General features: G+C 65.4%; 25 protein-coding genes. 16 read left to right on the forward strand and 9 right to left on the reverse strand.

From position 1 onward, the window contains the following. Positions 1-132: 132 nt before the first annotated feature. The 3 genes from GCT13_RS33645 to GCT13_RS33655 all read left to right on the forward strand — a co-directional run bounded on the left by GCT13_RS33645 (position 133) and on the right by GCT13_RS33655 (position 3,737). Positions 133-2,103 (forward strand): sigma-54-dependent Fis family transcriptional regulator, encoded by a 1,971-nt coding sequence (locus tag GCT13_RS33645; RefSeq protein ID WP_321574796.1) that lies wholly within the window; start codon positions 133-135, stop codon positions 2,101-2,103. Positions 2,104-2,247: 144 nt separating this feature from the next. After that, positions 2,248-3,384, forward strand: a complete 1,137-nt coding sequence (locus tag GCT13_RS33650) for a VIT1/CCC1 transporter family protein (RefSeq protein WP_152765823.1) — start codon at positions 2,248-2,250, stop codon at positions 3,382-3,384. Positions 3,385-3,389: 5 nt separating this feature from the next. Further along, on the forward strand, positions 3,390-3,737 hold the full coding sequence (locus tag GCT13_RS33655) for a 2Fe-2S iron-sulfur cluster-binding protein (protein WP_152765825.1): 348 nt from the start codon (positions 3,390-3,392) through the stop codon (positions 3,735-3,737). 69 nt (positions 3,738-3,806) lie between these two features. On the opposite strand, the gene GCT13_RS33660 is transcribed toward GCT13_RS33655, so the two are convergent. The 3 genes from GCT13_RS33660 to GCT13_RS33670 all read right to left on the reverse strand — a co-directional run bounded on the left by GCT13_RS33660 (position 3,807) and on the right by GCT13_RS33670 (position 5,775). Continuing rightward, entirely contained in the window at positions 3,807-4,004 is a 198-nt protein-coding gene (locus GCT13_RS33660; protein WP_321574797.1) for a DUF1653 domain-containing protein, read from the reverse strand. A gap of 56 nt (positions 4,005-4,060) precedes the next feature. Beyond that, on the reverse strand, positions 4,061-4,705 hold the full coding sequence (locus GCT13_RS33665; RefSeq protein ID WP_090865048.1) for a helix-turn-helix transcriptional regulator: 645 nt from the start codon (positions 4,703-4,705) through the stop codon (positions 4,061-4,063). A 104-nt stretch (positions 4,706-4,809) separates the two neighbouring features. Further along, a complete protein-coding gene (locus tag GCT13_RS33670) occupies positions 4,810-5,775 on the reverse strand; it encodes an ornithine cyclodeaminase family protein (protein WP_152765827.1) in 966 nt (321 codons plus the stop codon). Between the two features lie 298 nt (positions 5,776-6,073). On the opposite strand from GCT13_RS33670, the gene GCT13_RS33675 reads away from it, so the two are divergent. Together GCT13_RS33675 and GCT13_RS33680 are read left to right on the forward strand one after the other, a co-directional pair. After that, complete coding sequence (locus GCT13_RS33675; RefSeq protein WP_152765830.1) at positions 6,074-6,850, forward strand: ABC transporter substrate-binding protein; 777 nt, start codon at positions 6,074-6,076, stop codon at positions 6,848-6,850. Between the two features lie 115 nt (positions 6,851-6,965). Beyond that, positions 6,966-8,210 (forward strand): NAD(P)/FAD-dependent oxidoreductase, encoded by a 1,245-nt coding sequence (locus GCT13_RS33680; RefSeq protein ID WP_152765833.1) that lies wholly within the window; start codon positions 6,966-6,968, stop codon positions 8,208-8,210. Between the two features lie 15 nt (positions 8,211-8,225). On the opposite strand, the gene GCT13_RS33685 is transcribed toward GCT13_RS33680, so the two are convergent. Continuing rightward, the gene (locus GCT13_RS33685) at positions 8,226-9,176 is read right to left on the reverse strand and encodes an AEC family transporter (RefSeq protein WP_152765834.1); all 951 of its coding nucleotides are present in this window, start codon (positions 9,174-9,176) and stop codon (positions 8,226-8,228) included. A 112-nt stretch (positions 9,177-9,288) separates the two neighbouring features. Between GCT13_RS33685 and GCT13_RS33690 the strand changes: the two genes are divergently transcribed. Beyond that, the gene (locus GCT13_RS33690; RefSeq protein WP_152765835.1) at positions 9,289-10,248 is read left to right on the forward strand and encodes a LysR family transcriptional regulator; all 960 of its coding nucleotides are present in this window, start codon (positions 9,289-9,291) and stop codon (positions 10,246-10,248) included. On the opposite strand, the gene GCT13_RS33695 is transcribed toward GCT13_RS33690, so the two are convergent. Both GCT13_RS33695 and GCT13_RS33700 read right to left on the reverse strand, forming a co-directional pair. Beyond that, complete coding sequence (locus GCT13_RS33695) at positions 10,239-10,994, reverse strand: CbtA family protein (RefSeq protein WP_152765836.1); 756 nt, start codon at positions 10,992-10,994, stop codon at positions 10,239-10,241. The genes GCT13_RS33690 and GCT13_RS33695 overlap by 10 nt on opposite strands. Before the next feature lie 32 nt (positions 10,995-11,026). Beyond that, positions 11,027-11,254, reverse strand: coding sequence for a CbtB domain-containing protein (locus GCT13_RS33700; protein WP_152765837.1), 228 nt, complete (start codon positions 11,252-11,254; stop codon positions 11,027-11,029). A gap of 235 nt (positions 11,255-11,489) precedes the next feature. Between GCT13_RS33700 and GCT13_RS33705 the strand changes: the two genes are divergently transcribed. Next, a complete protein-coding gene (locus tag GCT13_RS33705) occupies positions 11,490-12,101 on the forward strand; it encodes a histidine phosphatase family protein (RefSeq protein WP_152765838.1) in 612 nt (203 codons plus the stop codon). Here GCT13_RS33705 and GCT13_RS33710 read toward each other — a convergent pair. Next, entirely contained in the window at positions 12,096-12,506 is a 411-nt protein-coding gene (locus GCT13_RS33710; RefSeq protein ID WP_152765839.1) for a hypothetical protein, read from the reverse strand. The genes GCT13_RS33705 and GCT13_RS33710 overlap by 6 nt on opposite strands. A gap of 326 nt (positions 12,507-12,832) precedes the next feature. Between GCT13_RS33710 and GCT13_RS33715 the strand changes: the two genes are divergently transcribed. The 3 genes from GCT13_RS33715 to infA all read left to right on the forward strand — a co-directional run bounded on the left by GCT13_RS33715 (position 12,833) and on the right by infA (position 14,256). Beyond that, positions 12,833-13,051, forward strand: coding sequence for a hypothetical protein (locus tag GCT13_RS33715; protein ID WP_152765841.1), 219 nt, complete (start codon positions 12,833-12,835; stop codon positions 13,049-13,051). Between the two features lie 540 nt (positions 13,052-13,591). Continuing rightward, entirely contained in the window at positions 13,592-13,867 is a 276-nt protein-coding gene (locus GCT13_RS33720; protein WP_152765843.1) for a hypothetical protein, read from the forward strand. A 125-nt stretch (positions 13,868-13,992) separates the two neighbouring features. Continuing rightward, positions 13,993-14,256: a translation initiation factor IF-1 gene (infA, locus tag GCT13_RS33725; protein ID WP_152765845.1), complete on the forward strand. Its 264-nt coding sequence runs from the start codon at positions 13,993-13,995 to the stop codon at positions 14,254-14,256. A gap of 165 nt (positions 14,257-14,421) precedes the next feature. Here the strand turns inward: infA and GCT13_RS33730 are convergent, their stop codons facing one another. Further along, entirely contained in the window at positions 14,422-15,129 is a 708-nt protein-coding gene (locus tag GCT13_RS33730; RefSeq protein ID WP_152765847.1) for a GntR family transcriptional regulator, read from the reverse strand. A 222-nt stretch (positions 15,130-15,351) separates the two neighbouring features. Here GCT13_RS33730 and GCT13_RS33735 point away from each other — a divergent pair, with 222 nt between their 5' ends. The 6 genes from GCT13_RS33735 to GCT13_RS33760 all read left to right on the forward strand — a co-directional run bounded on the left by GCT13_RS33735 (position 15,352) and on the right by GCT13_RS33760 (position 24,346). Further along, the gene (locus GCT13_RS33735) at positions 15,352-16,614 is read left to right on the forward strand and encodes a cyanate transporter (RefSeq protein WP_321574798.1); all 1,263 of its coding nucleotides are present in this window, start codon (positions 15,352-15,354) and stop codon (positions 16,612-16,614) included. A gap of 414 nt (positions 16,615-17,028) precedes the next feature. Further along, on the forward strand, positions 17,029-19,461 hold the full coding sequence (gene nirB / locus GCT13_RS33740; RefSeq protein ID WP_152765851.1) for a nitrite reductase large subunit NirB: 2,433 nt from the start codon (positions 17,029-17,031) through the stop codon (positions 19,459-19,461). Positions 19,462-19,494: 33 nt separating this feature from the next. After that, a complete protein-coding gene (nirD, locus tag GCT13_RS33745) occupies positions 19,495-19,824 on the forward strand; it encodes a nitrite reductase small subunit NirD (protein WP_227747141.1) in 330 nt (109 codons plus the stop codon). A 27-nt stretch (positions 19,825-19,851) separates the two neighbouring features. Beyond that, entirely contained in the window at positions 19,852-22,545 is a 2,694-nt protein-coding gene (locus GCT13_RS33750; protein ID WP_152765853.1) for a nitrate reductase, read from the forward strand. A gap of 72 nt (positions 22,546-22,617) precedes the next feature. Beyond that, complete coding sequence (locus GCT13_RS33755; protein WP_152765855.1) at positions 22,618-23,193, forward strand: ANTAR domain-containing response regulator; 576 nt, start codon at positions 22,618-22,620, stop codon at positions 23,191-23,193. A 10-nt stretch (positions 23,194-23,203) separates the two neighbouring features. Next, positions 23,204-24,346, forward strand: a complete 1,143-nt coding sequence (locus GCT13_RS33760; RefSeq protein ID WP_152765857.1) for a CmpA/NrtA family ABC transporter substrate-binding protein — start codon at positions 23,204-23,206, stop codon at positions 24,344-24,346. 65 nt (positions 24,347-24,411) lie between these two features. On the opposite strand, the gene GCT13_RS33765 is transcribed toward GCT13_RS33760, so the two are convergent. Further along, positions 24,412-25,353, reverse strand: a complete 942-nt coding sequence (locus GCT13_RS33765; protein ID WP_152765858.1) for a choline ABC transporter substrate-binding protein — start codon at positions 25,351-25,353, stop codon at positions 24,412-24,414. Positions 25,354-25,357 lie beyond the last annotated feature (4 nt).

Here is a 25,357-nt window from a genome sequence, read left to right on the forward strand (position 1 = left end):
TACTGCATACGCAGTGCTGTATCGCGTCACATCGCCGGCTCGCGCAATCGCATGTATAAAGCACGCGCAAGCGCCGCGCCCGTCAGCGCGAAAGCACAGCGTGCAAGACGCGCACAACAACGGAGACAAGCAGTGACCCAACGTTCCGTCACGCCGCCCGCCGCGGGTCGCGCCGACGTGATCGCGCAAGCTCACGCGCGCTCGCGCGATTTCGGCCTGCGCGCTTCCGAGGCACCCGACTTTCATCCGCTGGAGCGGCTCGCGCTGCGCGATCTCGTTGAATGCAACCGCTCGCTGTATGCGCACGCGCTGCCCGTGATGGAAACGCTGCACGCGCAAATCGTCGATACCCAAAGCATGGTGCTGCTCACCGACAGCAACGGCGTGATCCTGCACAGTCTCGGCGACAGCGATTTCGTCGAGAAAGCGAAGCGCGTCGCGTTGTGCCCGGGTGTGTCGTGGGCGGAAGCGGATCGCGGCACCAACGCGATCGGCACGGCGCTCGTCGACAGCCAGCCGACCGTCGTCCACGGAGGCGAGCATTTTCTGCAGGCGAACCGCATCCTGACCTGCTCGTGCGCGCCCATCGCCGATCCGTATGGCCGCACGATCGGCGCGCTCGACGTCAGTGGCGACACGCGCGGCTTTCACAAGCACACGCTCGCGCTCGTGCGCATGTCGGCGCAGATCATCGAAAACCATCTGTTCGCGAACCAGTTCGCCGAAGCCATGCGCGTGCGCTTTCATGCGCGCAGCGAATTCATCGGCACGCTGTTCGAAGGGCTCGCCGCGTTCGGCATCGACGGCACGCTGCTGTCCGCGAACCGCAGCGCGCTGTTCCAGTTCGGGCGGCCGCTCGATACGCTGCTCGCGCAGCCTTTCGAGGCGCTGTTCGGCACGGCCTTTCCGGCTGCGCTCCAGCAGGCGTCGCGCGCGCCGGGCGAGTGCCTGACGCTCGTGCTGCCGAGCGGCGTGCGCGTGGTGGCGCGAGCCGAATACGCGGCGCGTCCCGTGTTTTCCGCCGATGCAGGAAGCCCGCGGACGGCCGCGCAATCATCGGCCGCATCGCAGGCGGCCAGAGCGCGCGCCGCCGCCATCACGTTTGCGACGCTGGATACAGGCGACGCGCAGATGGCCGCCGTGCTCCAGCGCGTCGCGAAGGTGCGCGGCCGCGACATTCCGCTGCTCGTGCTCGGCAAGACGGGGACGGGCAAGGAGTGGCTCGCGCGCGCGATGCACGAGGAGTCGCCGCGCCGCGATGCGCCGTTCGTCGCCGTCAACTGCGCGTCGCTGCCCGACACGCTGATCGAAGCGGAACTGTTCGGCTATGAGGACGGAGCGTTCACGGGCGCGAAAAAGCGCGGCAGCGTCGGCAAGATCGTGCAGGCGGACGGCGGCACGCTCTTTCTCGACGAAATCGGCGACATGCCGCTCGCGCAGCAGGTGCGCCTGATGCGCGTGCTGCAGGAGCGCTCCGTCGTGCCGTTGGGCGGCACGCGCGCGATTCCCGTCGACGTGCGCATCGTCTGCGCGACGCACCGCAATCCGCGCGCGATGATCGAGGAAGGGACATTCCGCGAAGACCTGTATTACCGGATCAACGGTCTCGTCGTCACGTTGCCCGCGCTCGCCGCGCGCAGCGATCTGCCTGTGCTCGTCGAGCGGATTCTCGCGCGGCTGCACAGCGAGGAGCCCGACAGCGGGCGGATGCCGGCGCGCGTGTCGGCCGACGTGCTCGCGATCTTCACGCGCTGCCGCTGGCCGGGCAATCTGCGGCAACTCGCGAACGTGCTGCGCACGGCCGTCGTCATGGCCGAGGGCGCGGACGAGATCGGCGTCGAGCATCTGCCCGACGACTTTCTGCACGACTGCGAGCCAGAATCGCACGACGGCCCCGAACGCAGCGAGCCTCCGCACGCCGATGCCACGCCCGTCGCAGATTCGCGTGCCCCGCTGCGCCCCGCGCGCATGGAAGAATGGCAAGCGACGCTGATCGAGCAGACGCTCGCGCGCAACAACGGCAACATCTCGGCGGCGGCGCGCGAACTGGGGCTCGCGCGCAACACGATCTATCGCTACATGCGGATGCGCACCACGCATTGACGCGCGGAGGGCATCGCCCTCTCGTTCTTCGCGGATGGGCATGAGGCGCATTGCCTCCTGCCTCCTGAAACAGCGCAACGGCCCGCGCTGCGTTAAGCTTCGTCCTGACCCCACGAATGCCCGGCCCAGACCGCGCCTCGATCGATGGCCTCCCGGCACGAACTCAAACGCTATCGCACGAACCTCGCCGACGAGCTCGACAGCGCCGCGCTGTACGAGACGCTGTCGCGCGTCGAAAAAGATCCGCGGCGCCGCACGCTGTTCAGCCAGCTCGCGAGCGCCGAGCGCGTGCATGCGAACGTATGGGCCGACAAGCTGCATGCGAACGGCGTGCGCGTGCCGCCGCACCGGCACAGCATCAAGACGCATCTGATGCGCGGCCTGATCCACACGCTCGGACCGAACTACGTGCTGCCGTCGCTCGCCGCCGCCGAATATGCGGACCGCGACAAATACGCGAACCAGCCCGACGCCGTCCAGCTGTCGAAAGACGAACAGCATCACGCAGCCGTGATGCAGCAGATGGTCGCGGACGTCAAAGGGAATGAGCAGCCGCCGTCCATAGGCGCACAGATTGCCGCCGCCGAGTCGTGGCACAAGAACGTGACATCGGGCAACGATCTGCGCGCGGCCGTGCTCGGCGCGAACGACGGCCTCGTGTCGAACTTCTGCCTGATCATGGGCGTCGCGGGCGCGGGCACGGGCAACAAGGCGATCCTGCTGACGGGGCTCGCCGGGCTGATCGCGGGCGCGTGCTCGATGGCGCTCGGCGAGTGGCTATCGGTGACGAACGCACGCGAGCTGGCGCGCACGCAGATCGCGAAAGAAGCGGACGAAATCGAGCACACGCCGGAAGCCGAACAGCGCGAGCTGGCGCTGATCTTTCAGTCGAAAGGGATCGACGCGAGCGAAGCGAAACGCGTCGCCGAACAGGTGATGCGCGACCGGAACAAGGCGCTCGATACGCTGACGCGCGAAGAACTGGGCCTCGATCCGGCGGAACTGGGCGGCAACCCATGGACGGCGGCAGGCGTGTCGTTCTGCCTGTTCTCGCTCGGCGCGATTTTTCCAGCGATGCCCTTCCTGTGGGCGCGCGGCACGCCGGCCATCTTGCAGTGCGTCGCGCTGAGCGCCTTCGGGCTCGCGGCCGTCGGCGTCTTCACGTCGCTGTTCAATGGACGCAGCGCCGCGTTCTCGGCGTTCCGTCAGATCGTGATCGGGCTCATCGCGGCGGCCTTTACGTTCGGCGTCGGGCGGCTCTTGGGTGTGTCGATTTCGTGAGCACGATGGCGAGCGAAGAACTGTCCCGCAGCGGGCCGCAAGAACACGAACAGACCTTCGACGTGCGCGTCGAGCCGCTCGGCCGCACGTTCGACGCGCCCGAATCGCTGACCGTGCTCGAGGCGGCGGGCTTCGCGAATCTCTATCTGCCGCGTATGTGCCGCAACGGCACGTGCCGGACCTGCCTGTGCAAGATGACGTCGGGCCGCGTGCGCTACACGGTCGAGTGGCCGGGCGTGAGCATCGAAGAAAAGGCGGAGGGCTACATCCTGCCGTGCGTCGCCATCGCGCAGAGCGATCTCGTGATCGAAGCGCCCGATGCTGTCGATCTGCCGACGCACGCGCCGCGCTGACAGGTCCGCATCGGCGCGATCGAACTCGAGCGCGCGGCACCTCTGCAACCGGGCCGTAAGCCAAAACCCCTAGTTGATCGGCGAAAACCTCGGAACCTTGTCGCCTTCGTGCTCGATCATCTCGAAGAACACCGACGACGGACGCGTCCAGATCGTGCCGTTTTCGGCGCGATAGACGATCATCGTAACGCTCGGGTCCGATTCGAGCGTCGCCTCGCAGATGAATTCGTAAATACCGCCTTTGTAGTGTCGATAACGCACGGTCACGGTCGTGTCCTCGAAGGTGTCTGGAACGGATCAGGCAGCGCGCGCCGCAACAGCCGTCAGCTCGCGCCCTCTTTCATCTGCTTCAGATGCTTATAAACCGTTGCACGCCCCATGCCAAGCACGTTCGCGACGTAGTTGGCCGAGCTCTTGCCGCGAAACGCGCCTTCCGCATACAGCGCTTCGACCAGCTCGCGCCGGTGCTCGCGCGTGAGGCCGTTCAGGCCGATCTGCCGCTCGCGCAGCCATCCATGCAGGAACGTGTTGATGCGCTCCTGCCAGTCGTCGCGGAACAGTTCTTCCGGCTGCGCGACGACGCCCGCGCCCTTGATGAACAGATCGAGCGTCGAGCGCACGTCTTCGAACACGGCGATGTTGAAATTGATGCACATCATGCCCGCCGGCTGCCCGTTGTCGTCGAACAGGATGTTGCTCACGCAGCGCATGCGGCGGCCGTCCCAATTGAGCTTTTCGTACGGGCCGATCACGCGCTCGCGCGCCGAATGGTCGATCTCCTCAAGTGCGGAATCGTCGCCGATCTCCCGCTTCGACAGATTGTTCGCGAGATACAGCACCGTCTGGTCGTGCAGATCGTGGATCACGACTTCCGCATACGGGAAAAACAGCGCGGCGATGCCGTCCGCGATCGGCGCATAGCGGGTCAGCAGCAGGTCCTTGACGGGAGACGTTTTCTTCTTGCGCATCGGCGGGCAGTGGCAGTGTTCGCAGTGTCTCTGCGGCGTTCCTCGTGATGCCGCGCGTGCCTGACGGAACAACGGCGCGCAGCGGCGGCTGATCGACATTGTAGCTATTGTGCGTGCGCCCGATCGCGCGTCAGATGACGGTAAAGCTCGCTGGCGATCGCGACGTCTTCGAGGCCCAGGCCGATCGAGCGGAAGAACGCGTGCCGCTCGTACCCTGGCTTTGCGCAAGTGCCCGCAACGAGCGACGGCAGATCGCCCTTCAGCCTGTCCGCCGACCAGCCGTGCTGCGCGGCGAGTTTCATTTCGCCCGCGCTGCCGGGCGTCGTCGCGCGATAGTCGCAGTACACGTCCATCTCGGGCAGCCACGCCGGGTCGATTTCATGCGCATTCGCGGCGTTCGTGCTGATCGACGTGATCAGCGCGGACTTCGTCAATGCGTCGAGCGGCAGAACGGGCGTGCCCGACGACGTGCACAGCATCACGACATCCGCATCCTTCACACAGTCTTCGATGCTCGTGCTTGCGAGCGCGCGCGCGTCGGCGGCCTTGAACGCAGCGCGCTTCGCGTCGTCGCTCGCGAGACCGGGCGACCAGACGCGAATCGACTTCCACGCGCGCAGCGGCGCGACATGCCGCAGATGCGCGAGCGCGACAGCGCCCGCACCGACGATCGCCAGCCGCGTCGCATCCGCGCGCGCGAGCCGGTCGACGGCGAGCGCCGTTGTGCCCGCCGTGCGTTCAGTCGTCAGCAGGCCCGCGTCGCACCACATCAACGGCTGGCCCGTTTCCATCGACATCAGCGCCGTCCACGCCGTGATGACCGGCTTGCCGCCCGTGACGATATACGGCGAGAGCTTCGCGCCGAATACTTTCGCATCGGCGAGCGCGCCCAGATAAGTAATGAAATCGCCGGTACCGTTCGGAAACAGCGTCAGCGTCTGCGGCGGCTGAACGGCCTCGGCGGAAGCCAGCGCGCGAAACATCGCGGTCAGCGCGCCGCGCACGTCGAGCGCGGGCAGCGCTTCGCGGACGGCCTGATCGTCGACGGCAAGTGGCAAGGCGGTCATCATCGGGTCTGTCTCCTTCAGCGGTGAGTGATGCGTCAAGTGTAGACTTATAGTCTACTTGAGACTTTCCAAAACCGGACAAAAAATCTACGACGAGACACCCGCTTGGCGAGCGCAATCGGCCCGCTCAACGACTCTTTGCACGGCTCTCTCCCGCTTCCGGCAAGACGCGGCGCGATGTGAACGAGCGTTTTTGATCACTGGACTATCGTATTCCCTATAGTCCATACTGGACTTTCAGTCTATATTTCACCTGCGCCGCCTGCCGCGTCCGCACCGATCATCAACGACAGGAACCGTCATGAACCTGAAGCTCTCCCTCGCCGCCGCCGTCCTTGCTATGACGGCAGGCGCCGCCCATGCGCAATCCGATACGCTGCGCTTCGGTATCGAAGCCGCCTACCCTCCGTTCGAAAGCAAGACAGCATCGGGCCAGCTCGAAGGCTTCGATGTCGATGTCGGCAACGCCGTCTGCGCGAAGCTGAAAATGAAATGCGTGTGGGTCGAGAATGCATTCGACGGCCTGATTCCCGCGCTGCAGGCGCGCAAGTTCGACGTGATCAATTCGGCGATGAACATCACGGCCAAGCGCAAGGAAAGCATCGCATTCACGCCGCCCATCTATGTCGTACCCATCGTGATGATCGCGAAGCACGGTTCCAGCCTGCATCCCGACGTGAAGAGCCTGCAAGGCAAGCGCGTCGGCGTGCTGCAAGGCTCGTCGCAGGAGGACTTCCTCAAGGCGCACTGGGCGAATGCGGGCGTGCAGGTCGTGTCGTATCAGGATCAGGACCAGGTGTATGCGGATCTCGTCGCCGGTCGGCTGGATGCCGCCGTGCAGGAAGCGCAGACGGCCCAGGACGGCTTTCTGGGCAAGCCGGCGGGCGCGGGCTTCGAGATGGTCGGCGAGCCACTCAAAGACCCGTCGACGCTCGGCGAAGGCACGGGCTTCGGCCTGCGCAAAAGCGACAAGGCGTTGCAGGCGAAAGTCGATGCCGCGCTCGATGCGCTGAAAAAGGACGGCACGCTGACGGCGCTCTCGCAGAAATACTTCAAGCGCGACATCATCGCCAAGTGATACGCTTTCCGTTCGAAGCCGGACGATCCGGCTTCGACAGGCGAGCGCGTGGCGACACGCGCTCGTTGCGCTTTGGGCTTCTCCACAAGTCACATCAAAGACCACTCTGAACGCTATGGATTTCGACGTCATCGTGCTGGGAGCGGGGATTGTCGGCGTATCGTCGGCACTGCATCTGCAGGATCGCGGACGGCGCGTCGCGCTCGTCGACCGGCGCGCGCCCGGCGAAGAGACGAGCTTCGGCAACGCGGGGCTGATCGAGCGTTCGTCGATCGTGCCGTACGGCTTTCCGCGCAAGCTCGGCACGCTGCTGCGCTACGCGCGCAACCAGTCAACGGATCTCTATTGGGACTACAGGGCGCTGCCCTCGTACGCGACGTGGCTCGCGCGCTTCTGGTGGGAATCGGCGCCGCAGCGGCTTGCGGGCGCCGCGCGCGACATGCTGCCGCTGATCGGCGCATGCGTCGAGGAACACGACCGGCTGATCGCGCGCGCGGGCGTCGGTGAGCTGGTGCACGACGGCGGCTGGATCGAGGCGTTCCGCACGCCCGCCGAATTCGACCACGAAGCCAGAGCGTCGGAAGACGCGATCCGCGAGCACGGCCTGCGCGTGAGCGTGCTCGACGCGGCCGCGCTGCACGCACAGGAGCCGGGCGTAGGCGTTGGCATTTGCGGCGCGCTGCACTGGAAGGACCCGAAGAGCGTGAAGAATCCGGGCGCGCTCGTCAAAGCCTATGCACGGCTTTTCGAAGCAGAAGGCGGCACGTTCGTCGCCGGCGACGCGACGACGTTGCGTTCATCGGGCGATGCGTGGACCATCGACACGCAACACGGCACGATCAGCGCGAAGGAAGTCGTGCTCGCGCTCGGGCCGTGGTCCGATACCGTGTTCGGGCCGCTCGGCTATCGCATTCCGCTGCGCGCGAAGCGCGGCTATCACATGCACTATCGTCCCGCGCGGCAGATGCTGTCGGTGCCCATCGTCGATACGGAACGCGGCTACGTGGTCGCGCCGATGGAAGGCAACCGCCTGCGCCTGACCACGGGCGTCGAGATCGCGCAGCGCGGCGCGCCGCCGACGGGCATCCAGCTCGAACGCGTCGAGCCGCTCGCGCGCGCGACGTTCGGCCTGGGCGAACGCGTCGACGACAAGCCGTGGCTCGGCATGCGGCCCTGCACGCCGGACATGCGCCCCGTGATCGGCCCCGCGCCGCACCATCGCGGCCTGTGGTTCGCGTTCGGGCACAACCATCACGGGCTCACGCTCGGGCCCGTCACCGGCCGCCTGCTCGCGGAGATGATGACGGGCGCGACGCCCTTCACCGATCCGAAGCCCTATCGCGCGGAACGCTTCGGCTAGGCTTCGCGCGCCACATCAACCCGGCGCGCGCAGATAGAACAGCAGCAGCGACAACGAAACCAGCGAGCCCAGTGTCGACAGCAGAATGGTCTGCGACGTGATCTGTGCCTCGCGCCGGTAGAACTCGGCGAGCATGTAGGGGCCCGTGCCCGTCGGCAGCGCGGCGAGCAGCACGGCCATATCGACGATGGGCGCGGGCAGCGAAAAGACACGCGCGGCGATCCACCATGCGAGCGCGGGCTGCGCGATCAGCTTGATGGCCGTCAGCACGAGCGACGTGACGGACCCGGACGAGCCTTCCGCCGCCGGACGCTTCTCCGCGAGGAAGAGCCCAAGGCTCACCAGCGCGCAAGGACTCGCGGCGCCGCTCAACAGCTTGAGGAACGTCTCGGCGCTCTGCGGCAAGCTCACGCCCGCGCTCGCGACCAGCACGCCGACAATCGGCGACGCAATCAGCGGATTCTTCACGAGCCGCCACAGCACCTTCGCGCCGAGCTTGTGCGGCGTGCGCTCCGTCTGCAAGCCGGCTTCGATCAGCACGATCGCGAGCGCGAACAGCACGCATGCGACGAGGATCGTGGCGATCGTCGTCGGCGTGAGACTCGCCTTGCCGAACGCGAGCAGCCCGAGCGGAAAGCCGATGTAGCCCGTATTCGGATACGACGCCGCGATCGCATCGACGCTCGCATCCGCGAGATGCCGCCCGCTCGCAAGACGCGCGATCAGCACGACAACGAACACGCCCGCGCATGCAATCGAAAATGTTGCGATGAACGCGGGCTGATCGAGCTGCCGCCACGTCGAATGCGCCATCGTGTCGAACAGCAGCGCGGGCAGCGCGAGCCACACGACGAAGCGGTTCAGTTCGGAAGCGGCTGCCGGGCCCAGCAGATTACGGCGGCGGCAAAAAAAGCCCGCGAAGATCAGCGCGAACACGGGCAGCAGGATTTCGAGCGTGGACAACATGAAGAGTGACGGCGCGCGGAAACGTGCGAAAGCGGAGACGTGCAAGCGTAAGCCGTTTACCCCGATACAATCCAATACTGATTGAAACCCTCGACGATACCTTTTCTGCATCATGCTCGACGTCAAGCCACTTCGCTATTTCGTCACGCTCGCGCAGACGCTGCACTTCGGCCGCGCGGCTGCCCGTCTCCATCTGTCGCAACCGCCGCTGAGCCGGCAACTGGCATCGCTGGAAGCGTCGCTCGGCGTGACGCTGATCGAGCGCAATCCGCGCAGCGTCACGCTGACGGCCGCGGGCGAGCGCTTTTATGCCGACGCGAAAGCGATCCTCGCGTCGATCGAACAGGCCGCGAAGAATGCGCGCGCGGCGTCCGTCGGCGATATGGGTCAGTTGACCATCGGCTTCACGATGTGCGCGGCGTACAGCGTGCTGCCCGCCTATGCGCGCGCCTATGGCAGCGCGCATCCCGACGTGACGCTCAATCTGCGTGAAGTCGTGTCGAACGATCTCGCGTCGCAGGTGCTCAACGCGCAAATCGATGCGGCGATCATGTTTCCGGGCGCGCCCGACAAAGGGCTCGACACGCGCACGATCTTCACCGAGCCGCTGTGCGTCGCGCTATCGCGCGATCATGCTCTCGCTCGCGCGCGGCATCTGAAGATCGCGCAGCTCGCGCGCGAGCCGTTCGTAATGGCGGCGGAAGCCGTTGCGCCAAGCCTGCGCGCGACCATCGTCGATCATTGCCTGCAAGGCGGCTTCACGCCCGATGTGCGCTTCGAAGTGCAGTTGCAGCAGACGGTGCTGAGTCTCGTCGACGAAGGCGTGGGCATCGCGCTCGTGCCCGAGTCGATGCGCAAGGCGCAGTTGCCGGGCGTGGTGTTCAAACCGCTCGCCGATGCGCCGACGATTTCGCAGCTGCTCGTGTGGTCGCGGTCGAACCGCAATCCGTGTCTTGCGCGGTTTCTGGAGATGGCGGTCGAGCGGAAGGGAAGCGGAAAAGGAAGCGGAAAAAAACAACGGCGCGCGCCCGCGCGTTCGTGCGCGGACGCGGCGATGACGCGTTACAGATAAGCCGACTTGCGTGCCTCCGTGCCCGACGCGCGCGCGATGCGTTCGCGGCGCTCGACCAGCGCGCCGAACAGCAGGCCGATGGTCGCCCACATGAGCGCCTGCATGCCGAGCGCCGTCATACGGAACTTCCACAGCACGACGGCCGGGAACGCTTCGGGCACTTCGTTGACGGCCGGCAGCGCGATCTGGATCGCGGCGATGATCGCCACGAACGCGATGCCGCCGACGATCGACGCGTTCCATTGCCCGAGCCGCGGCAACAGATGCTTGCGGACTTTCATCGCGAACACCATCACGACGAGCGACGTGACGATCATCAGAAAGAAGAGCCCCGTGCGCATGCCGATCGTGTCGGGGTCGCCGACGGAAGGTGGATTCGCCGGATACTTGATGGTCGGCACGAGCACGACGGCGACGAACGCGCCGAGCGCGAGCCAGGCCGACAGCGCGCGCGCGCCGAGTCTGCCCACGCGGCCGTGCAGATACGCGAAGGTCAGCGCGAACAGCCCGCCGAACGCCATCCCATACGCGACGACGCCCGTCAGCAAGCCGAGGCCCGCCTGCGTGCCGCGGCTGACGAGTTCTTCTTCGTGCCCGTCGCCGTGATCGTGCGCCGCATGCATCTTTTCTTCGAGCGAGATCGCCGTATCGACCAGCGGCTCGCCCGCGACGCGCGCGAACGCGAACGTGAGCAGGCCCGCGACGATGCCTGCGAGCATCCCTCGCATCAACAGCTTCCCAACCATGGTGATGACTCCCCTACGCGATCAGTGGCCGATCAGTGGCAAGGAAAGCCGAGCAGATGGCGGCCGTCGTGCACGAACTCATGCACGTACATGCCGGGGATCAGCGAAGTCGCGCCCTGTTCGGCGCCGATGAAATACAGCGCGAGCAGCAACAGCAGGCCGCCGAAGATCACCCACGGCAGCAGTTCGCGCAACGGGATCGGCGTGGGTTGAGCGGGCTGGACAGATTGACCGGCGTGGTCGAGAACGGCGTCGTTCATGACGGACATCTCCTTGGGGTTGCGCGCCCCGATAGTCGATTGAGGATGAAGTCGAAGCTTGGGTCTGGCTTCCGGCTTGTGTACTGCATGACTGCGTACGCATTCACTACCGATTACAGTGGCGCGACCGCGCCGGGCTTGCACCGGCTTCCGCGCTTCGAGTGGCGTCTATTCTACGCGCTAAACTCGCGCACGCTTGCTACTTTCTTCCCCGTTCCCTGGATAAGAGTCCGTCATGCGCACACGCCTGTTGTTGATTAGCCACCCGGCGACGGCCGCACAGCCCAAAGGCGCATTCCCCGCCGACGAACCGCTCGACGCGCGCGCAATCACCGAAGCGGCGCGATTTCGCGCGTCGAACGGCACTCTGCTGAACGCCGTCGATACCACGCTGAGCAGCCCCGCTGCGTGTGCGCTCGACACCGCTCGGGCACTCGGACTCGACGCCGCGATCGCGCCGGATCTGGCCGATATCGACTATGGCCGCTGGCGCGGCAAGCGCCTGAGCGAGCTTGCAGACGAAGAGCCCGAAGCGCTCGCGGCATGGACGCGCGTGCCGTCGGCGGCACTGCATGGCGGTGAATCGTTCGACGCGCTGATGCTGCGTGTGGGCTACTGGCTCGACGCGTTCGATTGCGAAGGCACCACACTCGCGATCACGCACGCGCCCGTGATCCGCGCGGCGCTGCTGCATGTGCTGCGCGCGCCATCCGATGCGTTTGCGCGGATCGAGATCGCGCCGCTTTCGATCATCGAATTGCAGCGCGGCGAGCGCGGCTGGACGTGGTGGCCCGCGCATCCCGAAGCGCCGCGCTCACAAGACTCATCACGTTCATCAGGCTCATAAGGCCGGGCACGACAACACCTGCTGCGCGTTGACGGTCGTGCCGGGCATGCCGTTCGTGGCGGGTGTGCCTTGCACCGGCATTGCGATCAGGCGCACGGCATCCGTACCCGCATTCGCGAGCACGTAGCGCTCGGGGCGGCCTTGCGGCTGCCAGTACGCGCGATAGACGCCGCCATCCGACGTCACATGCAGCGTGCCGCGCACCGTCTTGCCGCCTGCGATGAAATCGACGGGCTCGCCGTCGCGCAACGCAAAGCCGCTCGCCGCCGCGACGCTCGATGCGCCCGACGCGGCCGCGCCGCCCTGTGCGCCCGACAGCACGCCGCAGGACGCATCGCCCGTCGCGGCGACTGACAGTTGAGCGACCGTCCATAGCGCGAGGGGCGCCATCGTTCTGAATGTCATGAAGTGCCTCGTGTCGCCTGGGGCTTCAGGTTTATCTGGCTGGCTTGAGCATGAGTCTTGCGATCGCAGGTTTCGAGCTTGAAGTGCTGGACTTCGTTCCGGGAATCTGATCGGCGATCGGGCGTCATGCCTTTGCAAGGTCGTACCCAACATCTCGTGCCTGTATCGTCGCGTGTGCCTGTATCGTCGCGTGTGCCTGTATCGTCGCGTGTGCGTGAATCGCGCGTCATGCGTACGCGCGCGAATTTTGACCGCGTGGCACCGCGCTTTTTGACGTGCGATAACGGGCACGTCTTTCACAAGCGCTCACCGACAAGAGGCAACCGATGGCTACGCTCGAAGCGTTTCGTACCGTGCTCGACGATGCACGCACGCCCGAGATCATCCGCAATCACATCATCGACTCGCTGCAATACGCGCTGCGCAATCACGGCCAGATCTTCACGTCCAGGGAAGTGGAATGGCTCGCGAAATGGGATGACGCGCGCATTCCCCTCGCCGCGACGCGCGAGCTGCAAAAGCGCACGACGCAAAGCGCCGAATGAGCCCATCCATCGCGTGCGCCGTGACCGCCTCTCGATCCGTTTCGCCCGGCAGATACCGATATAACGAAGCCTGCGCTACACAGAGGCCTGCTTTTAGGGCATAATATGTGCATTGCAGTTTTCTGCCGGCATCGGCTGACACCTTCCTGATCGCAGCGCTTCAATGCTGTTGTTCAACGTCTTCATCGCGTTGCGCCAGGTTGCACGAATCGTTGAACCAATCGCGTTACATCACAGCCGTTCAGCCACCGCAACAAAAACAGGCGGCAGGCGTCGGCGGTCCCCGTCACTCCGGCAACGCGCTACGCGCCGATACCAAACAGGGTGACATTCGTCATGCGTCGGGTGCCATCGCGGCATCAACGTAGTGTTCTCCATGGTTCCGCGTGTATCGCGGCTGCGTTCGAGCCAGCGCTTACGGCTCACGCCAACATTTTTCCATTGCGGCGCGCTCATATTGCCGCGCCGCCGGCTGCCCCGCTCGCCGCGCATCGCTCGTTCATTGCGCGCGCCGGCAGCCCGCACGACAGGAGTACGCATATGGTCAAGACCTATAAGGGCTATGAAATTCATCCGCTCGTCTATCCGCGCCGCACGGCGAGCGGCGTGACCGATCGCAATTCGATCGACGGCGGCTACGACGCGTCGGTGCGCATCTGTCGCGTCGGCGCGAGTGCCGCCGACGAAGGCCGCGTGTTCCGTCTCGCGCAGTTCCGGCCGTTCGAAGGCGCGGGCAAGGCGCGCATGGCCTGCATGGAACATGCGGCGCAGGTGATCGACGGTCGGGTCGACGGGCAATCCGTTTCCGACCTCTGACGCCCGCGCGCCGCCCAAGGCGCGTTCCGCCTGCTTCACACGCATCACCGCGACAGCGTACGGGCTGCCGCGCAAGACACGCTGCGCGCCGCGCGGCGCCCTTCCCTCATCGACCAGGAGTTTGCATGGCGAAAGAAAACCTCATTGAACTGGACGGCATTGTCGACGAAGTACTACCCGACAGCCGCTATCGCGTGACGCTGGATAACGGCGTCGTCGTGGGCGCGTATGCGTCGGGCCGCATGCGCAAGAATCACATCCGTATCCTCGCGGGCGACCGCGTGACGCTCGAGCTGTCGGTCTACGACCTGACCAAAGGGCGCATCAACTTCCGTCACAAGGACGAGCGCAGCAGCGCACCGCGTAGCGCGCCCATGCGCCGCCGCTGACGTCCTCACTCACCGTTTCCACCCTTACCACGCGCGCCCGCGCCTGACACGGCCGGACGCTGACAACCTCTTGGCGCACGATGCATGCGCATGGTGCATCGGCGATGCGCCAGCAATGCGCTGCTAATACAAGCGACGCATCGCGCGCAATCCATCCCGCCAACTTCACGTACGAAAGACAGCGCTCACATCGTCGCTCGCGCTCGTCTGCATGCGCGTCACGACGCGCTCTTCCAGTTCCGCGAGATGCACGCGCATCGCCTCGAGCGCCGCGGGCAGATCGCCGCTGTCGAGCGCTTCGACGAGCTGCGCGTGCTCATCGGCGGAACAGGTCGTGCCCTTCGACGGATCGAAGAGCGCCTTGTACAACTCCGTCTTCGCAACGAGCTGCGCGACGAAGCCCTGCAACTCCGCGCCGCCCGCGATCTGCGTAAGCAGCACATGAAACTGCCCGGCAAGGCGCACCTGCTCGTCCACGCGCCCTTGCTTCAAGACCTTCTTCTCACTCGCGACATGCGCCTTCAGCAGTCGCCTGTCCTGCGCCGACAACGCACCGCATAGCGCCGTGACGATGCCCGCCTCGACGATCTGCCGCGCGCGGTAGACCTGCCGCACGTCGTCCTCCGACGGCGACGGCACGAACGCGCCGCGATTCGCTTCGAGCACCAGCTTGCCTTCGAACCCGAGCCGCGCGAGCACCTTGCGCAGCGCGCCACGCGTGCAGCCGAACGCAGCGGCGAGATCACGCTCGACGAGTTGCGCGCCCGGACGCAGCCGCCCTTCGAGCAGCGCCTTCGTGATCGACGCGTAGATGCGTTCCTCGACGTTGTCGTCGTCGGCGGCGGGTGGCGGAGTTTTTGGGCGTGAGGCCATGGTGATGTGAGATGAACGGACGTAGCCAGGCAACGAACCGCGCAGACAGCGGCAGAAAAAAAGCGTATGAAGCGGCCGTATTGTAGCCACCGGCGCACGCGGCTGCATCTGGCATCGGACGATGCCGGCGCAAATACCGGCCATATCGGTTCACGGAAAAATGGTTAACCATTTTTGTTATTATGGTTGACCAATATTCCGTTTTTCTTGCAAGGCGCTCCAGTGAACCAGACTCCCGGCATCGACACCACGCAGATCTCTCCTCCCGAGGCAGCCACCGGCCTATCGTGGAACGACGGCATCTGGCTTGCCGCGATCGTCGCGATCGGCCTCAATCTGCGCCCGCTGCTGACGTCGGTCAGTCCGTTGATGGCGACGATTCGCGCCGCCACGGGCCTGAGCTTTTCCGGCGCATCGCTTCTGACGAGCCTGCCTATGGTCGCGATGGGGATCGGTGCGCTCGGCGCAGGCATGCTCACGCGCGTCGTCGGCGAAATGCGCGGCGTCGCGCTGGGGCTGCTGGCCATTGCGCTCGCGTGCGGCGCGCGCGTTTCCGCATCGAGCGGCACGGCCTTGCTGACGACAGCGCTGTTCGCCGGCATCGGCGTCGCGGCCATTCAAGCGCTGCTGCCCGGCGTGATGAAGCAGCGCTTTCATGCGCGCGTGCCGCTCGCGATGGGCCTGTTTTCCGCATCGATCATGGGCGGCGGCGGACTCGGCGCGAGCCTGAGCCCTTACATTGCGCGAGCCTTCGATTCGTGGCACGCGGGCCTCGCCGCCTGGGCCGCGCCCGCCGCGCTCGCGTGCGCATGCTGGCTCGCGCTGCATCGCTCGGCGTCGTCGTCGGGCGGCGCTCGCGCTGTGCGGGCAGCGGACCCGCTGCCGCACGCGCCATCCATCGCGATGTGGCGCAAGCGCCGCGCGTGGTCACTCGGGCTGCACTTCGGCCTCGTCAACGGCGGCTATACGACGCTCGTCGCGTGGCTGCCCGCGTACTACCAGCAGCGCGGCGCGAGCGTCGCGCACAGCGGCTCGCTGCTCGCGGCGATGACCGTCTTCCAGGCCGCGTCCGCGTTGCTGCTGCCGCTCGCCGCCTCGTCGTTCCGCGACCGCCGGCCGTGGCTCGTCGCGGGTCTGTCCGCGCAACTGCTCGGCATCGTCGGCTTGCTCGCGTTTCCCGACGATGCGCCGCTCGCGTGGATCGCGATCGCTGGCGCGGGGCTCGGCGGAACCTTCTCGCTGACGCTCGTGACCGCCCTCGATCACGCCGACGACCACCGCATCGCCGGGCGGCTCGTCGCGTTCGTGCAGGGCATCGGCTTTATCGTCGCGGCGATTTCGCCCGTGATCGCGGGGCGTCTGCGCGATCTGACGGGCAGCTTCGCCGCCGCGTGGATCATGCTCGCGGCGTGCATCGCCGCGATGATCGCGTTGACCTTCGCGTTCTCGCCGCGCAGCTACGGGCGCTGGCTCGGGCCGCGATAGCGCTCCGCTTCGCGCGCAAAAACACAACGCCCACGCAACGCGATGCGCGCGCCGTCAGCGCGCCTTATCGCGCTAAATAAGTGCAGCGCGCCGCGTCGCGCACTGCTGCGGTGCAATAGAAGAACTCGCCGATCACGCCACGAACCCTTGTCCGGCAAGGCTCGCAGCGATTGCTGTCCGATGGCATGCAAGTTGCGAATAGATGAGCGCTGCTTGCAAGGGCGCAAGGCGGCACGAGTGGCGGCGACTGGAAAGCGCGGCCACGCAGGAATCTGGCAACGCGGCACCCTCCCGCGCGCTCCATCGCGCGACGGAATGAGAGCCGTAGAGCGCCATAATCGGTCGGGCAATGACGTTCGACGTTCGTCGCATCGGGCAACGCATCCCGGCGCGACCCACGACAGAACATCGATCATGAGCAAACCCCGACTCGTCGTCATCGGCAATGGCATGGCCGGCATCCGCACGCTCGAAGAGTTGCTGACGATCGCGCCCGACCATTACGACATCACTGTCTTCGGCGCCGAGCCGCATCCGAACTACAACCGCATTCTTCTGTCGCCTGTGCTCGCGGGCGAGCAGACCTTCAACGACATCGTTCTCAATCCGCTCGAATGGTACGAAGAGAACGACATCGCGCTGCACATGGGCAAGACGGTCGATCGCATCGACCGCGTGCGCCGCAAGGTCGTCGCAAGCGACGGCACAGAGGCGCACTATGATCGCCTGCTGATCGCGACAGGCTCGACGCCCTTCATCCTGCCCATCCCCGGCAACACGCTCAAAGGCGTGATCACGTATCGCGACATCTACGACACGCAAGCGATGATCGATACGGCCGCCGTGAAAAAGCGCGCAGTCGTGATCGGCGGCGGGCTGCTCGGGCTCGAGGCGGCGAACGGCCTGAAGCTGCGCGGCATGGAAGTGACCGTCGTGCATCTCGCCGACACGCTGCTCGAACGCCAGCTCGACGCGACAGCGGGCAAGCTGCTGCAACGCTCGCTCGAAGCGCGCGGCCTGAACTTTCTGTTGAGCACGGCGACGACGGAGATCCTCGGCAACGATGCGGGCGAAGTGACGGGCGTGCGCTTCAAGAACGGCGATACGCTCGCGACCGATCTCGTCGTGATGGCAGCGGGCATTCGTCCGAACACCGCGCTCGCGGAAGCGGCGGGCCTCTATTGCAATCGCGGCGTCGTCGTGAGCGATGCGCTGCAAACGTACGATCCGCGCATCTATGCCGTCGGCGAATGCGTGAGCCATCGCGGCATCGCGTACGGTCTCGTCGCGCCGCTCTTCGAGCAGGCGAAAGTGTGCGCGAATCACCTCGCGCTGATGGGCATCGGCAGCTACAAGGGCTCGGTGATGTCGACCAAGCTCAAGGTGACGGGCATCGATCTTTTCTCGGCCGGCGACTTCATGGGCACCGACGGCACGGAGGAAATCGTGCTGTCGGACCCGTCGGGCGGCGTCTACAAGAAGCTCGTGATCAAAGACGATCAATTGGTGGGCGCGTGCCTCTATGGCGATACCGCCGACGGCGCGTGGTACTTCAAGCTGCTGCGCGAAGGCCGCAAGCTCGGCGAGCTGCGCGATCACATCATGTTCGGCGAATCGAGTGTCGGCGACGCGGGCGTGCAAGGCCAGAGCCGCGCCGCCGCGATGGCCGACAGCGACGAAGTGTGCGGCTGCAACGGCGTATGCAAGGGCACCATCGTCAAGGCGATCACGGAAAAAGGCCTCTTCACCGTCGACGACGTGAAGAAGCACACGAAGGCCGCGAGTTCATGCGGCTCGTGCACGGGTCTCGTCGAGCAGATCCTGATGAGCACCGTCGGCTCTGACTTTCAGGAACCCCCTAAAACAAAGGCAGTTTGCGCGTGCACGGACCGCAATCACGGCGAAGTGCGCAAGGCGATCCGCGACCAGCATCTGCTCACGCATCGCGACGTGTACGACTTCCTCGAATGGCGCACGCCGAACGGCTGCGCGACGTGCCGCCCGGCGATCAACTACTACCTGCTGTCGACCTGGCCGCGCGAAGCCATCGACGATCCGCAAAGCCGCTTCGTCAACGAACGCGTGCACGCGAACATCCAGAAGGACAACACGTTCTCCGTCATTCCGCAGATGAAGGGCGGCGTGACGAACCCGGCCGAATTGCGCCGCATCGCCGATGTCGCGGACAAGTACAACGTGCCGATGGTCAAGGTGACAGGCGGCCAGCGCATCGACCTGCTCGGCGTGAAGAAGGAAGACCTGCCGAACGTGTGGAAGGACCTCGGCATGAAGTCAGGCCATGCGTACGGCAAGTCGATCCGCACCGTGAAGACGTGCGTGGGCAGCGAGTTCTGCCGCTTCGGCACGCAGAACAGCACGCAGATGGGCATCGATCTGGAAACGATGCTCGCGAACATGTGGTCGCCGCACAAGGTGAAGCTCGCCGTATCCGGCTGTCCGCGCAACTGCGCTGAAGCGGGCATCAAGGACGTGGGCGTGATCGCCGTCGACAGCGGCTGGGAACTGTACGTGGGCGGCAACGGCGGCATCAAGACGGAAGTCGCACAGTTTCTCGCGAAAGTGAAGACGGCCGACGAAGTAAAGGAATACACGGGCGCGTTCCTGCAGCTGTATCGCGAGGAAGCGTATTACCTCGACCGTACCGTGCATTACATCGCGCGCGTCGGGCTCGACTACGTGAAGCAGAAAGTGGTCGATGACGCGGCGAATCGCAAGGCACTGTACGAGCGCCTGCTCTATTCGCTCGAAGGCTTGCCCGATCCGTGGGAAGCGCGCATCGGCGGCAAGCAGAAGCACGAATACATTCCGCTCAAGGTCGTCGCCTGATACGCGGCACAGCACAACGCAAAGGACACACCCATGGACATGCAGGTCACTCACTCCTGGACGCGCGTGTGCGACGTCGCCGATATTCCGCGCCTGGGCAGCCGCGTGCTCGAACGCGACGGCGGCAACGTCGCGATCTTCCGCACGGCCACCGACAACGTCTTCGCGCTGCTCGATCATTGCCCGCACAAGGGCGGCGCGCTGTCGCAAGGCATCGTGCACGGCGAGACGGTCACGTGCCCGCTGCACGCGTGGAATATCGATCTCGCGAGCGGCACCGCGAAAGCTCCCGACGAAGGCTGCGCGCGTCATTTTCCCGTGCGTGTCGACAGCGACGGCGCAGTGTGGCTGGACCTTGCCTGAGTGTCGTCGCGGCAACATGGAGTCACGATGAAAACCGTTACCCGATCCACCTGCTGCTATTGCGGCGTCGGCTGTGGCGTGCTGATCGAAGCGGAGAACGGGCGCATCACGGACGTTCAGGGCGACCCCGAGCACCCCGCGAATTTCGGCAGGCTGTGCAGCAAGGGGCTCGCGCTCGCGTCGACGGCGCAGAGCCTGACTGGCCGCGCGCTGCGTCCTGAAATGCGCATCCATCGCGCGGAAGAACGCCGCCCCGTCGAGTGGAACGACGCGCTCGATCACGTCGCCACGCGCTTTGCCGACGTAATCGAGCGGCATGGTCCGGACGCCGTCGCGTTCTACGTATCGGGCCAGTTGCTGACGGAAGACTATTACGTGTTCAACAAGCTCGCGAAGGGCTTGATCGGCACGAACAACATCGATACGAATTCGCGGCTGTGCATGTCGAGCGCCGTCGCCGCGTACAAGATGGCGCTCGGCGCTGACGGGCCGCCCACCTGTTACGACGATCTCGAACATGCGCAGACCGTGCTGTTCGCGGGCAGCAACATGGCGTGGGCGCATCCCGTGCTGTTCCGCCGGCTCGAAGACGCGAAGGCGAAAAACCCTGCGATACGCTGGATCGTCGTCGATCCGCGCCGCACCGATACGGCGTCGATGGCGGACCTGCATCTGCAGATCCAGCCGGGCACCGACGTCGCGCTCTTCAACGGCATGCTGCATCACCTGATCTGGGAAGGGCTGATCGATCGCGACTACATCGAGCGCCACACGGAAGGCTTCGATGCATTGAAGCGTCTCGTGCGCGAGTTCACGCCGCGCGCGGCGGCCGAGTTGTGCGGCATCGCGGAACACGATCTGATGCTGGCGGCCGAGTGGTTCGGCGCGAGCGATGCCGCGCTGTCGCTTTACTGCATGGGCCTGAACCAGTCGAGCCACGGCACCGAGAAGAATCTCGCGCTGATCAATCTGCATCTCGCGACACGCCAGATCGGCAAACGCGGCGCGGGCCCGTTTTCGCTGACAGGTCAGCCGAATGCGATGGGCGGACGCGAAGTCGGCGGCATGGCGACGATGCTGGCTGCGCATCGCGACTTCGGCAACGCCGCGCATCGCGAGGAAGTGGCGAAGCTCTGGGGCCTCGCCGACGCCGCACGCCTGTCCGATCGTCCTGGTCTGCCCGCCGTCGAGATGTTCGAGGCGATGCGCAGCGGCAAGATCAAGGCTGTGTGGATCGCGTGCACGAACCCCGCTCATTCGATGCCCGATATCGCGAAGGTGCGCGAGGCATTGAGGAAAGCGGAATTCGTCGTCGTGCAGGAAGCGTTCATGCAGACGGACACCGTTCCGTTTGCAGACGTCGTGCTGCCCGCCGCGACGTGGGGCGAGAAGTCCGGCACGGTCACGAATTCGGAGCGCCGCATTTCGCGCGTGCGCGCCGCCATCGAGCCCGCCGGCGACGCGAAGCCCGACTGGTGGATCGCCAACGAAATCGCGCAGCGCCTCGAAAAGCGCATCGCGGATGCAGGCTCGACGCTGTTCGGCTATGCATCGACGCAAGCGATCTTCGATGAGCATCGCACGCTGACGCAGGGTCGCGATCTCGACATCACGGGCATCAGCTACGCGCTGCTCCACGAAGCGGGTCCGCAGCAATGGCCCTATAGCGCCGATGCAAAAGAAGGCGAAGCGCGCCGCTACACGGACGGCGTGTTCGCCACCGACAACGGCAAGGCGCGCTTTCATGCGACGCCTTATCTGGGCGTCGCCGATGCCGTCAACGCGCGCTATCCGTTCCGCCTGACCACGGGCCGGCTGCGCGACCAATGGCACGGCATGAGCCGCACGGGGCGTGTCGGCAAGCTGTTCTCGCATGCGCCGGAACCGGCCCTCACGATGCAACGCGCGGACGCCACGCGGCGCGGCCTGAACGAAGGCGACCTCGTGCGCATCGCGAGCCGCCGCGGCGCGCTCGTGCTGCCGTTGCAGCTTTCCGGCGACGTGCCGTCGGGCACTGTCTACGCGCCGATGCACTGGAACGGCCAGTTCCTCGCCAGCGGCGGCATCAACGAAACGACCCACGGCGCCGTCGATCCGCATTCGAAACAGCCTGAACTGAAGCACGCGGCCGTGCGCATCGAACGCGCCGAACTGGCCTGGCGCGTGCTCGCCGCGCGCCGCGGCGACACGCTGGCGATGCACGCGGCCGTGCAGCCGCTGCTCGCGGAGTGCGCGTATGCATCGGTGTCGTTCGAGGAAGGCGATCTGATCGTGCTGCGCGCCGCTCACGCCGAAGCGCCGCAAGGCTGGCTCGAACGCGTCTACGCGGCGCTCGATCTGCCCAAGGGCGATGACACGCTCGAGTACCGCGATGCGCGGCGCCAAACGGACAAGCGCGTGATCTGGCGCGACAACGTGATCGACGGCTTCGTGCTCGCAGGCGATGTCGCGAACGGCGACACGCTGATGGAGCAACTGCGCGCCGCGCAGCCGTGGCTCGGCCCGCGCTTCGCCGCGTTCTCCGCGCAGCGCCAGCATGCGGCGCCGCGCGATCGCGTCGTGTGCAGTTGCAAGCAGGTAAAGGAATCGCGCATCAACGAAGCGATCGCGCACGGCGCGACGGTGCCCGAGCTGAAAGCGGCGCTCGGTTGCGGCACGGTGTGCGGGTCGTGTGTGCCGGAACTGAAGCGAATGTGCGAGACTGCTGCTGTCGCCAGTTGAAAGCGCAGGGCAGAACCCTGCATCCGACGCAATGAATCCGCTTGAATCACACCACTCGATGCCGTGCCATCCATGCTGCGCGTTTTGCTCGTAACCGATACCGACAAGCCGATCGGCGAGTTGCGCGACGCGCTCGCGCGGCTCGGCTATGACATGCTCGCCGCCACGGCCTCGCCGCAAGCGCTGCACAAGACCGTCGAAAGCGAACGGCCGGACGTCATCATCATCGACACCGAATCGCCTTCGCGCGATACGCTCGAACAGCTTGCCGTAATGAACGAGACGGCGCCGCGCCCCGTGCTGATGTTCAGCAACGACGCGAACCAGCAGCTGATCCGCGATGCCGTCCGCGCGGGCGTCACCGCGTATCTCGTCGAAGGACTCGCGACGCAGCGTCTTGCGCCGATCCTCGAAGTCGCGCTCGCGCGCTTTGCGCAGGAGTCGCAATTGCGCGAACGGCTCGCGCAGGCCGAGAACGAACTCGCTGAGCGCAAGCTGATCGACCGCGCAAAACGCCTGCTGATGGACTCGCAGAAGATGACCGAACATGCCGCCTATGCGACGATGCGCAAGCGCGCGATGAATCAGGGCGTGAAGCTCGTCGAGGTCGCGCGCCAGATCGTCGCCGCAGCCGGCTCGCCAGATTGAAGCGCTGCCCATGAACACCTCCGCACACATCCTCTCCTCCGACGAAACGGGCAAGCTCGAGAAAACTCACTTGCGCCTGGGCTTCGTCGCGCTCAGCGATGCCGCGCCGCTCGTCGCCGCGAAGCTCCTCGAATTCGGCCACGCGCACGGACTCACGATCGAACTGCTGAAGCAGCCGTCATGGGCCGCGATCCGCGACAAGCTGCTGTCCGGCGATCTCGATGCCGCGCATGCGCTTTACGGACTCGTCTACGGCGTGCAGCTCGGCCTCGGCGGACCGCAAACCGATATGGCCGTGCTGATGGTGCTCAACCGCAACGGCCAGGGGATCACGGTATCGAACCGCCTCGCTGCCGCGCTCGACGAACACGAGACGCTGCCCGCCGCGCTCGCGACGCTCGGCCGCAAGCCCGTTTTCGCGCAGACCTTCCCGACGGGCACGCACGCGATGTGGCTGTATTACTGGCTCGCGGCGCAAGGCGTGCATCCGTTGCGCGATATCGATAGCGTGGTCATTCCGCCGCCGCAGATGGTCGATGCGCTCGCGCAGGACCGGCTCGACGGGCTGTGCGTCGGCGAGCCGTGGAATGCCGTTGCGCAGGAACGGGGCGTCGGCAGAACGATCGCGGCGACGAGCGAAGTGTGGCCCGATCATCCGGAGAAAGTGCTCGCGAGCCGGCGCGATTTCGTCACGCGCTATCCGAACACTGCGCGAGCGCTCGTGCAAACGATGCTCGAAGCGTGCCGCTGGCTCGACGATGACGAGCATCGCGTGGAGATCGCGCGCTGGCTCGCTGCCGATGAGTTCGTCGGTGTGCCTGCTGGTTCGATCACGGCGCGTTTGCTCAAGGCGGGTTCGGATGCGAAGCGCCGTCCCGTGCAGTTCTTCGAAGACGGTACGGTGAATTATCCGCATCCGTCAGAGGGCGCGTGGTTCTTTGCACAATTCGCGCGCTGGCGAATGACGGACTGGCGTGGGGATTTTGCGCGGATTGCGAGCGAGGTCAATCAAACGGAGCTGTATCGCCAGGCAGCCGCAAATGTCGGCGTCAATGTCCCAGCGCAATCGCCCTCTTCGCTATTGATCGATGGACGCGAATGGAACGGCATTGCCGATGAGGCGTATGTGAAGGGATTCGCGATCAGGGCGTGAAGCATGTTTCGACCGCGCTCCGGCGTGAATCGCAGCACGCCGGAGCGCAACAACAGCGCTGAAACTCAATGCGCCGCGATATAAGACTTCACGGCCGGCAATCCATCCTTCCCGTCGATCGTCTGCACGCCCGCGAGCCATTTATCCAACGCTTGCGGATTCGTCTTCAGCCACGCGAGCGCGGCCTTGTTCGCATCTTCCTTGTTCATGATCGGGACCATCACGTGATTCTCGATCGACGTCGTGAATTGCAGGTTCGACACGAGCTTCGCCGCATTCGGGCAACGCTGCGCATAATCGGGCGGCGTGGCCGTGAAGACTTTCGCCTCGCCATAGTTCGGCCCGAACACGTCGTCGCCGCCGGCCAGGTAATCGATCTTCATCTGCACGTTCATCGGGTGCGGTTCCCAGCCCAGGAACACGATCCACTTCTTCTCGCGAATCGCGCGGTTCACTTCGACCAGCATGCCCGCCTCGCTCGACTCGACCAGCTTGAACTTGCCGAGCCCGAACTGGTTGCCGTCGATCATCTTCTTGATCAGCGCATTGCCGTCGTTGCCCGGCTCGATGCCGTAGACTTTACCGTCGAGCTTGTCCGCATACTTCTGGATGTCGCTGAAGTTCTTCAGGCCGCCGTTGTACACATAGTCCGGCACCGCGAGCGTGTATTTCGCGCCCGTCAGATTCGGTGTCGCGAGTACCTTGATCGAGCCGGCCTTCACGAACGGCTGGATGATCGGGTCCATCGTCGGCGCCCAGTAGCCGAGGAATACGTCGATCTGCTTGCTCTTGATGCCCGCGAACGTGATCGGCACCGATGCAATCGTTTTCGTCGGGTTGTAGCCGAGCCCCTGGAAGATCGTCGACGCGAGACCCGTCGTCGCGGCGATGTCAGTCCAGCCGACGTCGGCGAAACGGACGTTGCGGCACACGGCGGGATCGGCGGCGTGCGCGGTCGCGGCGGCCGTGCCCAGCAGGGCAGCCGCCATCATCAGCTTGCGTTTCATTGCA

The sequence above is a fragment of the Paraburkholderia franconis genome (assembly GCF_009362735.1).
Lineage (GTDB): Bacteria > Pseudomonadota > Gammaproteobacteria > Burkholderiales > Burkholderiaceae > Paraburkholderia > Paraburkholderia franconis.